Here is a 12,199-nt window from a genome sequence, read left to right as displayed (position 1 = left end):
GGAAGCGCTACGGCCTGACGCTCGACCAGCCGCTGTGGCCCGACACCAGCACCCGGCCGGCTCGGCGCCGGCCGCGGCGGCCCTCGTGGCGAACTTTCGGGCGGCTACTGGTGTTCCAGCGCGGGTGGGTGGTGGCGCGGCTGACCCGGAGGGAGCTGTCCGAGCGTCGAGCGTGGCGATGGACGCGAGCAGCTGAAAGGACCGGGCCGGGAGCTGGTCGCGCTCCCGGCCCGGTCCCATGCTTGGGTCAAACGAGGTCGAGACCCACAGCCGCGCCGAACTCGGCTTCGAGAACGCCGTCGTCGGTGCTTGCGATCAAGTGCAGTCCCGGTGTGCGTTCGGCCTGCTCCGCGGCCAGCTCGGTCGGAATCGACAAGCTGATCACGATGAGTTCCGGGATCCCGTGTACCCGGGCTTCCGCCATCATCCGCCTGACCGTCGCCGAATCCAAGGGAAAAGGTGTGTGGCGGATGACTACGGCAATGCGTTTCTGCTTGCGTTCCAAAACGAAGTCGAACGGTTCATCCGGCGGATTCACCACCTTCCATTCACGCGGACGCTGGGCATCCAGCTGACGGATCAGGTGCGTGCGAATTCGATCGGCGTCGTCCGGGTGCGGACTGCCCGAAGTCCCGTTCAACGCTTCGGCGACGCCGTCCTCGACCCGCCGCCCGATTCGCCGGGTCATCGCGATCTCGACGAACTTGAGCGGTGCCAGGAGCAAGAACGCGGCACCCACCTCGAGCAAAACGGACTGCAGGTATCCGTCGCAGTTCCAGCCGATGAGCACGGCGGCGACGCCAAGGGCGGTCATGAGGGCGCCGATGCCGACGCCGCCGCCGCGCTCGAAGGCCTTTCTCACGCCGACAGCGATTCGCGGACCGGGTCGAGCACGATCCCGATCGGGCCCCTCGGGTTCCGGTCGATCCTGATCTTCAGTTCCTGACCGCGCCGGTAGCGGTCCTGGGCGCCGTGACCGAGGTCGAGGAACAGCTCTTGGAGAGTGCCCCGCGTGTCGGACAGCTGGCAGAACCCGTACGCGGTGAAGATCTTGGTGATCGTGACTGTGATTTCCGCACCGAGCGGGATCGCGCACAGCGCGCGCGGGTTGCGGTCCTGCTCGCGGGGCGCCTGGGCGACGAAGAACACCGCTTCGCCGCGTTTGACCTCACCCGCTTCGAGGCAGATGTTGTCCCGGTGCAGGTAGTAGGTCTCCCCGTGGTCGCCGGTGAGGAATCCGATCTCCTTCTCGCCGAGCCAGTTGGACACCGTGCCCCGCTGCCAGGCGACGCGCTCGCGCGCCGGACCGGATTGGGGCGAGACGATCGGCTGTGGCACGGTGATCTTCGTGACGGCTCTCGATCGGACGCCGAACGACTGGGCGGCCCAGAGGATCTCGTGGTAGGAGATCCGCTCGCCCGCTCCTTCCGCAGGCAGCTCTTCGAGTGCCGCGAGGTACTGGCTGCCCTCGCGGTTGATCACGTTCCCGTAGGTGGCGAACACCTTCATCATGTTGGCCGCGCCCACGGTCGGTTCGTCCACGAAGATCGCCCCCGCGTTGGCGCCGTCCGAGAGCCGCTCCGCCCGGTCGGCGACCGGGCCGATGTAGGTCGTGTCCACACCGCCGGGGAACTCGACCGCTCGGCCGGTGGCGACGCCGATCGCGCAGTTGCAGCGGTAGCTGTTCTCCCGCTGCGCTTCGGTGATCCGCTCCTGGACGATGATCGCGGCGTTGATCGCCTCGGCCGCCCGGTCGATCGGGAACGCCGCCACCACCCCATCGTTCAGGTACTTGCTGATGGCCCCGCCTTCGCGCTCGACCGCCTCGCCCACCTGGTCGAAGAACCAGAAGATCGTGGGCAGCCAGTTGGCGTCGCCGGTCCGCGTCTTCAGGGTGACCGCGTCGGGCAGTGTCAAGTGCATGATGACTTTCTGCTGCCACGCCGGATTGGTGAACCGTTCGCGCAAGGATTCCATTTCGCACCTTCTCTTCCGATGAACCGGGCTGTGTGCCCGATGGGTTCATCGTGGCGCGGTACGCCCCTCGGCCGCTGTCCGCAAAATCCAGGACACCTTCACCGAGCAGCGACGGAAACCTCGACACAAGTGGCTTCCGGTTCGTCGTCGACCGTGCCCGCGGGTACCGTCGCGCGCAGCAGGCCGGCACGCTGGGAATCGCCGGGGACGCAGACCAGGCTGATGATCGTCCGGCCGGGTTCGGGATGCAGGCTCAAGATCACTTCGCGCGGGGTGACCGACGTGCTCAGCGCGGATTCGAGGAGGTCACGCACTACCCGGGGAGGCTCCATGGTGTCGGTGTCGGCCTGGATGGTGACGACGCAGCCGTCCAGCCGGGCGGTTTCGAGTCGCCGCCTGCTGCCGGTGTCCAGCACCCCGGGAATGTGCAGCTCGTCGCGCGCCATCCACTCGAGCGTGCGGGCGCGGTGCCGGGTCGCCGCGGGGTCGTCGGTCAGGCCGCCGCCGGTCGCGACGTCCCGCAGGAACGGCAGGATTTCCCGGCCTATCTCGTCGATCCGGCGTGAACGCCAGGCCAGTCTGCTGTCCCGCGCCGCGGCCGCACTGGCGATCTCAGTGCGCTCCGCGCCCGCTTCGAGCACCACTTTGCCCAGCTTCGCGATCGTGCTCGTGATCACCGCGCCCGAAACGAGGCAGAGTGACGACGACATCGCGGCCGGCAACGCCTCGACGAAGGACTGCGTGTGCAGGACTCCTCCGAACACCAGCGCTGCCAGCGCGCACTGCTGGATCAGGAGGACGATGGTGGCTTCCCAGCGCAGTCCCAAGGTGAAGAGGACCACGAGGATCGGTCCGATCGCGCCGACGGGCCACGACACGTAGGTCTGGATGCTGTCCGCCGGGATGACCAGCAGGGCCCAGACCGCACCTGCGGCTGTCCACAGTGCGGCGACGCGAACCCCGGCTCGGGGGAACGGCCGATCGGCTCGGGAGATCAGCAAGGCCGTCGCCGCGGCCATGATCCCGTACCAGCCGGCGAGCCAAGGCATCGACGGAGCGGCGTCGAGGTGGCGGACGACCGGGATGGCCATGCTCAGCAGGTAGGGGAAGCACACGGCCGCCAAGGGGCCGCGGACGTCGTCCACCGCCGCGTGCAGACCTTGGACCCACGATTGCGTCACCGGCCCGGATTCCGCCGCGTCGGCGGCTGACCAGGACAGCTCCACGGTGGTACCCCGGCCGGGTACCGAGACGATCGTGGCTTTCCCGCCGACGTCGGCCATGCGGCCGGTGACGGAGTCCCGCAGTCCCACGGAGGTTCCCCGGACCTCGGCGGGCCGGAAGCCGACGCCGTCGTCATGGATCCGCACGGTGAATCCGTCGTTGTCCCCGCGCAGGTGAACGGACACCCCGCTCGCGCGTGCGTGCCGCTCGACATTGACCAGCACTTGCCGTGCGGCGTCGAGTGTCGCCCGGGCGACCGGCGCGGGCACCGTCGGGGAACCTTCGCTGAAGAGGTTCAGCTCGAGCCCGGCCGGGGACGGCAAATCAGCGAGCAGGAGTTCGAGGCTTTCGGCGTTCTCCGCCGGCATCCGTGGCTCTTGCTCGGCTCGGCGTACGGCTTCACCGCAGGCGGCGCGGACAGCTTCCCGGTCGATCCCGACCGTGGCGACTGCGCGCAGGGCCGCCGAGACATCGTCGTGCAGGATCCGTTGGAAGTCTCGATGCGCTGCCCGGCCGGCCGCTGCTTTCGCTTCGACGACCTGCGCTTCGGGCAGACTCTGCTGTGCCTGGTCAGCCCGAGTTCCTGCTGCCCTGAGCACCTTGGTCACGGCGGCCGAGGCGACCGGTGCGGCCAGAATGGGCCACAGTCCTTCGATCGCGCTGTCCGCCCCGCCCACCCACACGGTGACGAGCACGTGTGCGAACCCCAGGGTCGAACAGATCAGCCAGGTGCGGATCTTGGAGTGGAAGCCCGCCACCAGGATGACCGCGACCACGACCGGGGTGGGTCTGGCCGACAAGGGGATCAGGACCGGTGCCGGCGCCAGGTTCGCCAGGACAGTCACCAGCGCCGCCACCGATGCGATGATCCCATCGCTTTCTTTCAACCGGAGTTGCCAGCTTCTGAACGTCAGGACGACTAGGTAGCAGAGAAAACCGGTGGAAGCGATCCACGCCATGGTGTGGATGCGGCCCGCCACCGGCAGGAACGCACCGAGAAAGGAAATGACGAGCAGCACGGTGAGGACCGCGAAAGCACGTTGAAGTCCGCGCTCGACGCTGTAGCGGTAGGTTCCCGGCGAACCGCTCACCCGGTGGGCCGGTCTGGAGGCAGTTCTATGTAGCCGTCCTGGAGGGCGAAGGCAGCCAGCTCCCCGGGACTCGCGGTGACGTTCCCGGCTCTGGAGTACTTCTCGTCCACGCGCTTGAGATACGTCGGGAGTGTGTTCTCGCTGATGCCGAGCTCTTTCGCGATGAGCTTTCGCGGCTTGCCCTTGGCGATCAGGGTGAGTACCTCGCGTTCGCGCGGGGTCAACCGCACGACCGCGCGAGGGTCGGTGACGATCGCGTGCGCCAGCCTGCTCGAGTACGATTTTTCACCCTTCGCAGCATCGCGAATCGCGTCGACCACGCGGTCACCCGGGTCGCCTTTCAAAACCAGGCCCAGCGCGCCGGCGTCGAGGGCTTCTCGGACGATCCCGGGCCGGGAGTCGGAGGTGTAGATGACCACCTGGGCGTCGGCGGCGCGAATGCGCTGCACGTTCTGGGTGATGTCCCGTTCCTCGGGCAGAAGCAGATCGAGCAGCACCACCGTTGCGGTCACGGGCTCGGCGAGCAGCGCCGAAACGGACGGGTGCACCGCGCAGAGGTCGACGTCTTCAGCGTGCTCGGACAGGTAGGCTTGAAGTCCGTGGAGCAGCATCGGGTGGTCGTCGACGGCGGCTACGCTGATCACCTGGTCTCCTTCGCGAGTGAGCGAATGAGACGTCGCTTCCTCCGGCCTGCCTGTTACGAAACCGGGCCGGGAGCTTCGCGCTCCCGGCCCGGCCCGGTACCTAGGTCAAACTCGAACAAGGTCTCGCATCAGGATCTTTCGCCCCGTTCGGCACCCACCGCACGTTCGCGAACGACGCCTGGAACGCGGCGTCGGTGTACACCAGGAACGGCGTGTTGATGTGCTCGAAGTCCAGCCCGTTGTTGAAGCAGGACACCGGGATCTTCACCGTCGTCTTCGCGCCGCCGGCCAGGTCGGTGAACAGCTTGGTCGCGTTCACCTCGGAGAAGCACGGGTAGACGCAGTGCATGCTGATCACCGTCCGGTTGACCGGTGCCTGCTGCACGATCGTGTCGAACTCCAGCGCCGCGTCGGCGTTGAGGTAGCCGCGCAGGTCGTTCGTGCCCGCTGTGTTCTGCATGTACAGCTGGGCCGCGCCGGTGCCCGTCCAGGTCGCCTTGAGGCCGTCGGCCTGCACGTTGACGTCCGTCGGGACGACGTTGATCTCGCTGTGTGCCGCGGTCGCGTCCGGGCCGATCACCGTGCCGCCCCAGTTCTCCGCCGAGCCGATCTGGCTCGTGTACGGCGGCACGTCGGTGCGGTCGAAGATCGACAGGTCCTCGGTCGCCGTCCCGCCGCCGCCGGTGGAGCCGCACGTCGCCGGGCCCGGGGTCTCGTCCAGCTGGCCGATCGTGGTGCGCTGGCCGCTCTTCAGGCCGTAGCCCAGCTTGAACAGCGGGTCGTAGTCCGGGGACCACGGGTTGAGCGGCGACTGGCACGCGCTCTTCGGCCACGAGTAGCTCAGCGTGCCCTGGTAGCCGGTGCCGTCCTTGCCCTTGACCAGCATGTCGGCGACGCCGCCGCCCTCGGTGCCGGGCAGCCAGGCCGCCACGAACGCGTCGGAGCGGTTGATCTCCTTGTTCATGTACAGCGGGCGCCCGCCGACGTAGACGGTGACGACCGGGGTGCCCTTGCCGCTGACCTTGTCCAGCACGGCCAGGTCCTCGGGGTAGAGCTTCGACGCCTCGAGGGTCTTGCGGGTCAGGTCGCCGACGCCCTCGGCGTACGGCGTCTCGCCGATGACGGCGATGACCGCGTCGAAGCCCTTCGGGTCGACGCTGCCGGTCGCGTCGAAGGTGACGTTCGCGTCGCCGAGGTCCTGCTTGATCCCGGTCAGGATCGAGGTGGCGTTCGGGAAGTCGGCGTTGGTGTTGCCGGTGCCCTGCCAGCTCAGCGTCCAGCCGCCGGTCTGGTTCTGGATGTTGTCGGCGCTCTTGCCGACCACCAGCACCTTCGAGGACGGCTTCAGCGGCAGCACGTTGCCGTTGTTCTTCAACAGCGTCTGCGACGCACGGGCCGCGTCACGGGCCAGCCAGTTGTCCTTCAGCGCCTCGTCGGAGTTCGCGTAGGAGCGGTCGGACGGCTTCTGCGACTCGAAGAGCCCGTCGCGGAGCTTGACGCGCAGGATGCGGGTCACGGCGTCGTCGATGCGCGCCATCGGGATCTGGCCGCTCTGCACCTGAGCGATCGTGTTGGTGATGAACGCCTTCCAGTCGGCGGGCACCATCACGATGTCGATGCCGGCGTTGATCGCCTGCGGGCACGAGGAGTTCGTGCAGCCGGTGACCTGGCCGATGCCGTTCCAGTCCGACACGACGAGGCCGTCGAAGCCCATCTTGCCCTTGAGGATCTGGTTCAGCGCCTTGTCGCTGCCGTGCAGCTTGCCCTCGTTGATGCCGAGGTCGGCGTTGGTCCAGCTGTTGAACGACACCATCACGGTCTGGCTGCCGGCGGCGAGCGCGCCGTAGTAGCCCTGGCCGTGGATGTTGATCATGTCGGCTTCGGAGGAGGGGTTGACGCCCTGGTCCTGGCCCTTGAGCGTGCCGCCGTCACCGATGAAGTGCTTCGCGGTGGCGATCACGCCGTTGTAGCCGATGCGCTTGGTGGCGCCGTCCTGGAGGCCGTCGATGGCCTCGAAGCCGTAGGAGCGCGTGATCCGCGGGTCCTCGGAGAAGCCTTCGTAGGTGCGGCCCCAGCGGTCGTCCTGGACGACGGCGAGGGTGGGCGAGAAGGCCCAGTCCTGGCCGGTGGCGCGGATCTGCCGGGCGGTGGCGCCGGCGACGTCGCGGACCAGGCACGGGTCGTGCGCCGCGCCGAGGCCGATGTTGTGCGGGAAGACGGTGGCGCCGTAGACGTTGTTGTTGCCGTGCACGGCGTCGATGCCCCAGATGACGGGGATCTTGGTGCGGCTGGTCTTCGAGGCGTTCCAGTAGGCGTCGGCGAGGTTCAGCCAGTCCTGCTGGGTGGCGTGCTTGTTGCCGCCGGGCCACGCGCCGCCGCCGTTGAGGACGGAGCCGATGGCGTACTGCTTGACCTCGTCGGGGGTGATCGAGGTGATCTCGGGCTGCGTCATCTGCCCGACCTTCTCCTCGAGGGTCATCCCGGAGAGGATCTGGGCGATGCGCGCCTCGTCGTCGGCCTTGCCCTTGAACCGGCTGTCGACCTTGGGCCAGTCCGCGAGGGTGGGGAGGCTCTTCTCGATCTTGGCGCAGCCGTTCTTGTCCTTGGCGGGCTGGCCGATCACGGGCTGGGCGGGTGCGTCTGCTTGGGCCGGCGTCGCTGAGGCGATCCCGCCCAGCAGACTCAGGCTCATCAGCGTGACGAGCGAACTTCGGCGCGCACGGGACCACGCGCGGGATCTTCTGGCCATGGTCTGGTCCATTCTGCGATGAACGGCGGACCGGCCGATCCTCACCGGGCGGGCGACCGACGTCAATAGGTTTCGAGGTAGTTATTTCTCGACATAAAATAAGAGTCGGGCGGCGATGGGATCACATTTAGTCCGTGGGGCGGTGAAGTGCAAGGGTGCTGGCGGGCAAGGGTTCTGCCCGTTCGTCGGCGGTGCCGGAGCAGCCCGGCGACGGCTTGCACCCGGATCAGCGTGACGCCGTCCCGCTGCTCGACGGCGAGGGGGTGCCCGGTCGGCTCGAGCTCGATCAGCGGCCGCTCGCCGGGCGGGCGGGTGTGCAGGTTGGTCTTGAGGTTCAGGGTGCCGGGCTCGTACCCGGGCAGCTCGGTGGCGAGCCACCCGAAGTACGGCGGCTCGGCCGTGCGCTGCGGGATGTTCCAGTGTTCTTCGGCGTCGAGCACCGGGAGCACCAAGCGGCCGCGGAGGAAGTAGTGCTCACCGCCGATGACGCAGCGTTCGGGTTCGAGGACGTCGGCGGGATCGTCCCGCCAGAAGGCCGGCGCCGGGGTGCTGTAGGCGAAGGGGAGTTCGTCGTGGTGCTCGCCGCAGCTGGTGCAGGTGTAGCCGGTCGTGTCCGGCAGCGCAGGTCAGCTCAGCACCGACCCGGGGAGTTCCTCGAAGATCAGCCAGGTCCGCGTCGAGCGCACCCCCTCCAGTGCCTGCAGCCGCTCCAGCACCACGTCCCGCAGCGTCTGGTTGTCCGGCGTCCGCACCAGCAACAGGATGTCGAAGTCCCCGCCCACCAGCGCCACGTGGTCCACGTACGGGATCTCGTGCAGATCCGTCGCCATCGTCCGCCACGACGTCTGCTCGACCGTCACCATGATGTACGCCGACGTCCCCAGCCCCGCCCGGCGCGGGTCGATCCGGGCGCCGAAGCCCGTGATCACCCCCTCCGCCATCAGTCTTTCCAACCGTGCGTAAGCGTTCGTGCGCGAAATGTGCAGCTTCTCCGCCAGCGCCCGCACCGCCAGCCGGCCGTCGGCCGACAGCTCCGCCAGCATCGCGCGGTCGACGTCGTCCAACGCCGGGGCCGTTCGTCCCGGTAGGCCGCCGTGAGCCAGGCCACCGGTGGACGTTTGGTCTCCGGAAGATCCCGATGAAGACTGTTTGTCGCTCATTTCGCCGAACCCTTGAACACAACACCGCCGAGAACCACCATTTCAGCATCATATGTCTGCGAGAGGTGGTGTCCGTGAAGACCTTGTTGCCGTCCGCGACCCCGGTGCGGTTCCTGGCCGAGGACGGGAGCCGCGTCGAGCTGCACGAGGGGTACGCCGAGCCCGCCGAAGACCGGCTGAAAGCGGCCTACCGGCTGATGGTCCTGGGGCGCCGGTTCGACGTCCAGGCCACCGCGCTCACCAAGCAGGGCCGGCTCGCCGTCTACCCCTCCAGCGCCGGCCAGGAAGCCTGCCAGGTCGCCGCCGCGCTCACGCTGAGCGAGCAGGACTGGCTCTTCCCCACCTACCGGGACTCGGTCGCCCTCATCGCGCGCGGCCTCCAGCCCGGCGAAGTCCTGACGCTGCTTCGCGGCGACGCGCATTGCGGCTACGACCCGGCCGAGACGCGCGTAGCGCCGCAGTGCACTCCGCTCGCCACGCAGACCCTGCACGCCGCCGGGCTGGCGCACGCGATGCAGCGCCGCGGCGAGGACGCCGTCGCGCTCGCGCTCATCGGGGACGGCGCCACCAGCGAGGGCGACTTCCACGAGGCGCTCAACTTCGCCGCCGTCTTCAAGGCGCCCGCGGTGTTCTTCGTGCAGAACAACCGCTACGCCATCTCCGTCCCCTTCGAGAAGCAGAGCGCCGCGGAAGCGTTGGCGTACAAGGGCATCGGCTACGGCATGCGCGCGGAGCAGGTCGACGGCAACGACGCCGTCGCGGTCCTCGCCGTCCTCGACGACGCCGTGAAGCACGCCCGCGAAGGCAAGGGCCCGGTGCTCGTCGAGGCGCACACCTACCGCATCGACGCCCACACCAACGCCGACGACGCCACCCGCTACCGCGAAGCCGGCGAAGTCGAGAAGTGGCGTGAAGCGGATCCGCTGCGGCGGCTCGAGACGTACCTCAAGGGCCGGAACGCCTTGAGCGAGAACGAAATCGAGCTCTGCCACGCCGAAGCCGAAGAGTTCGCCCAGACCGTCCGCGACACCCTGAACGCCGAGCCCGAGCTCGACCCGCTGTCGCTGTTCGACCACGTCTACGCCGAACCGACCCGCCAGCTGGCGGCCCAGCGGGCGGCGCTCGAAGCCGAGCTGGAGGCCTGATGACGACCACGATGGCGCAGGCGCTCAACGCCGCCCTGCGGGACGCGCTCAAGGACGACGACCGGGTGCTCGTGTTCGGCGAGGACGTCGGCGCGCTCGGCGGGGTCTTCCGGGTCACCGACGGGATCACCGCCGACTTCGGCGAGAACCGCTGCTTCGACACGCCGCTCGCCGAATCCGGGATCGTCGGGTTCGCCGTCGGGATGGCCATGGGCGGGTTCCGCCCGGTCGTCGAGATGCAGTTCGACGCCTTCGCCTACCCCGCCTTCGAGCAGATCACGTCGCACGTGGCGAAGCTGCGCAACCGCACCCGCGGCGCGCTCTCGCTGCCGATGGTCATCCGGATCCCCTACGCCGGCGGCATCGGCGGCGTCGAGCACCACTGCGACTCCAGCGAGGCCTACTACACGCACACGCCGGGCCTGCGCGTCGTCACGCCGGGCACCGCGCAGGACGCCTACGACCTGCTCCGCGACGCCATCGAGTCGCCGGACCCGGTCGTCTTCCTCGAACCCAAGGCACGCTACTGGTCCGGCGAAGAGGTTTCGTTCGCCCGGAAGAGCCCGCCCATGGACAAGGCCGTCGTGCGCCGCCCCGGCAAGGACGTCACGCTCATCGCGTACGGCCCGATGGTCGCCACCGCGCTGGAAACCGCCGAGGCCGCGAAGGACGAGGGCTGGGACGTCGAGGTCGTCGACCTGCGCTCGCTCTCGCCGTTCGACGACGAGACCGTGACGGCGTCGGTGCGCCGCACCGGCCGCGCGGTGGTCGTGCACGAGGCCGCGGGCTTCGGCGGCTACGGCGCCGAGGTCGTCGCGCGCGTCACCGAACAGTGCTTCCACCAGCTGCACGCGCCCGTGCTGCGGGTGACCGGGCTCGACATCCCCTACCCGGCGCCGAAGCTGGAGCGGCACACGCTGCCCGACGTCGACCGGATCCTCGACACCGTCGCGCGCCTGCAGTGGAACGACACCCCGGTGGTGGCCGGTGCCTGACTTCCTGCTGCCGGACCTCGGCGAAGGCCTGACCGAGGCGGCCATCCTCACCTGGCACGTCAACGTGGGCGACACGGTGAAGGTCGACCAGATCGTCGTCGAGGTCGAGACGGCGAAGGCCGCGGTCGAGGTGCCGGTGCCGTTCGCCGGCGTGGTGTCCGCGCTGCACGGCACGCCGGGGCAGCTGCTGCCGGTCGGCGCGCCGCTGCTGAGCGTCGGCGGGTTCGCCGAGCCCGGCGTCACGACCTCCGCCGGCAGCGGCAACGTCCTCATCGGCTACGGCACCGCGCCGTCGATGCGGCGCAAGCGCGTGCGGCGTCCCGAAGCACCCGCCCCGAAGGCCAAGGCGCCCGGCGTGATCTCGCCGTTCGTCCGGAAGCTGGCCGCCGACAACGGGCTCGACCTCGCGAAGGTCACCGCCTCCGGCGCGGACGGCATCATCCGCCGCGCGGACGTCGAGGCGGCGCTGAAGAAGCCCGTCGCGAAGGGGAGGCGGATCCCGCTGACCGGCGTGCGCAAGGCCGTCGCCGACAAGCTGACGACGTCCCGGCGCGAGATCCCCGAGGCCACGGTCTGGGTCGACGTCGACGCGACCGGGCTGGTCGCCGCGCGGGCGGCCCTCAACGCCGGGACGGACCGGCCGGTGAGCCTGCTCGGGCTGATCGCGCGGTTCGCCGTCGCCGGGCTGCGCAAGTACCCGGAGCTGAACTCGCGCGTCGAGGGCGACGAGATCGTCGTGCTGGACGAGATCCACCTCGGGTTCGCCGCGCAGACCGACCGCGGGCTCGTCGTACCGGTGGTGCGCGACGCCGGGGCGTTGTCCACCCGCGACCTTTCGGCGGCGATCGGCGACCGCGCCCGCACCGCGCGGGACGGCAAGCCGGCCCCCGCGGACCTGACCGGCGGCACGTTCACCGTCAACAACTACGGCGTCTTCGGCGTCGACGGCTCGGCCGCGATCATCAACCACCCCGAGGCCGCGATCCTCGGCATCGGCCGGATCATCGACCGGCCGTGGGTGGTCGACGGCGGGCTGGCGGTGCGGAAGGTCTGCGAGCTGACGCTGGCCTTCGACCACCGCGTCTGCGACGGCGGCACGGCGGGCGGGTTCCTGCGGTTCGTCGCCGACTGCGTGGAGTCACCCGTCACCGCCCTCGGTGATTTGTAGACGCACCGGCGGCGTTGGCCGGTGGTGACGGATCTGGCACTTATGG

At 69.2% G+C, this 12,199-nt stretch carries 10 protein-coding genes; 3 read left to right on the top strand and 7 right to left on the bottom strand.

The genetic code is table 11. From position 1 onward, the window contains the following. Nucleotides 1-247 precede the first annotated feature (247 nt). The 7 genes from ACLJQM_RS16170 to ACLJQM_RS16140 form a co-directional block, all read right to left on the bottom strand. Nucleotides 248-862, bottom strand: coding sequence for a hypothetical protein (locus ACLJQM_RS16170; RefSeq protein ID WP_360765965.1), 615 nt, complete (start codon nucleotides 860-862; stop codon nucleotides 248-250). After that, nucleotides 859-1,977 (bottom strand): hypothetical protein, encoded by a 1,119-nt coding sequence (locus tag ACLJQM_RS16165; RefSeq protein WP_410631882.1) that lies wholly within the window; start codon nucleotides 1,975-1,977, stop codon nucleotides 859-861. The genes ACLJQM_RS16170 and ACLJQM_RS16165 overlap by 4 nt, the downstream gene beginning before the upstream one ends. A gap of 98 nt (nucleotides 1,978-2,075) precedes the next feature. Continuing rightward, on the bottom strand, nucleotides 2,076-4,058 hold the full coding sequence (locus ACLJQM_RS16160; RefSeq protein ID WP_410631881.1) for a sensor histidine kinase: 1,983 nt from the start codon (nucleotides 4,056-4,058) through the stop codon (nucleotides 2,076-2,078). Nucleotides 4,059-4,288: 230 nt separating this feature from the next. After that, nucleotides 4,289-4,936: a LuxR C-terminal-related transcriptional regulator gene (locus ACLJQM_RS16155; protein ID WP_410631880.1), complete on the bottom strand. Its 648-nt coding sequence runs from the start codon at nucleotides 4,934-4,936 to the stop codon at nucleotides 4,289-4,291. Nucleotides 4,937-5,036: 100 nt separating this feature from the next. Beyond that, nucleotides 5,037-7,628: a glycoside hydrolase family 3 protein gene (locus ACLJQM_RS16150; RefSeq protein ID WP_410631879.1), complete on the bottom strand. Its 2,592-nt coding sequence runs from the start codon at nucleotides 7,626-7,628 to the stop codon at nucleotides 5,037-5,039. Between the two features lie 119 nt (nucleotides 7,629-7,747). After that, nucleotides 7,748-8,305 (bottom strand): DUF2199 domain-containing protein, encoded by a 558-nt coding sequence (locus ACLJQM_RS16145; RefSeq protein ID WP_410632182.1) that lies wholly within the window; start codon nucleotides 8,303-8,305, stop codon nucleotides 7,748-7,750. Between the two features lie 6 nt (nucleotides 8,306-8,311). Then, nucleotides 8,312-8,788, bottom strand: a complete 477-nt coding sequence (locus ACLJQM_RS16140) for an Lrp/AsnC family transcriptional regulator (protein WP_315863311.1) — start codon at nucleotides 8,786-8,788, stop codon at nucleotides 8,312-8,314. 125 nt (nucleotides 8,789-8,913) lie between these two features. On the opposite strand from ACLJQM_RS16140, the gene pdhA reads away from it, so the two are divergent. From pdhA to ACLJQM_RS16125, 3 genes are read left to right on the top strand one after another with little or no spacing between them, the layout of a single operon-like run. Further along, nucleotides 8,914-9,990 (top strand): pyruvate dehydrogenase (acetyl-transferring) E1 component subunit alpha, encoded by a 1,077-nt coding sequence (gene pdhA, locus ACLJQM_RS16135; RefSeq protein ID WP_410631878.1) that lies wholly within the window; start codon nucleotides 8,914-8,916, stop codon nucleotides 9,988-9,990. Next, a complete protein-coding gene (locus ACLJQM_RS16130; RefSeq protein ID WP_410631877.1) occupies nucleotides 9,990-10,985 on the top strand; it encodes an alpha-ketoacid dehydrogenase subunit beta in 996 nt (331 codons plus the stop codon). Before pdhA ends, ACLJQM_RS16130 begins: the two co-directional genes overlap by 1 nt. Then, on the top strand, nucleotides 10,978-12,153 hold the full coding sequence (locus ACLJQM_RS16125; RefSeq protein WP_410631876.1) for a dihydrolipoamide acetyltransferase family protein: 1,176 nt from the start codon (nucleotides 10,978-10,980) through the stop codon (nucleotides 12,151-12,153). Before ACLJQM_RS16130 ends, ACLJQM_RS16125 begins: the two co-directional genes overlap by 8 nt. Nucleotides 12,154-12,199: the final 46 nt, after the last annotated feature.

The sequence above is a fragment of the Amycolatopsis sp. cmx-4-83 genome, assembly GCF_046548815.1.
Lineage (GTDB): Bacteria > Actinomycetota > Actinomycetes > Mycobacteriales > Pseudonocardiaceae > Amycolatopsis > Amycolatopsis pretoriensis_A.
The sequence above is the reverse complement of the archived record's forward strand: the minus strand, read 5'-3'. Positions and strand labels throughout refer to the sequence as shown.

What these genes read in the sequence shown, in the direction of transcription:
- ACLJQM_RS16150 (WP_410631879.1), bottom strand. Translation starts at nt 7,628, where the DNA reads ATGAGCCTGAGTCTGCTGGGCGGGATCGCCTCAGCGACGCCGGCCCAA.
- ACLJQM_RS16165 (WP_410631882.1), bottom strand. Translation starts at nt 1,977, where the DNA reads ATGGAATCCTTGCGCGAACGGTTCACCAATCCGGCGTGGCAGCAGAAA.
- ACLJQM_RS16130 (WP_410631877.1), top strand. Translation starts at nt 9,990, where the DNA reads ATGACGACCACGATGGCGCAGGCGCTCAACGCCGCCCTGCGGGACGCG.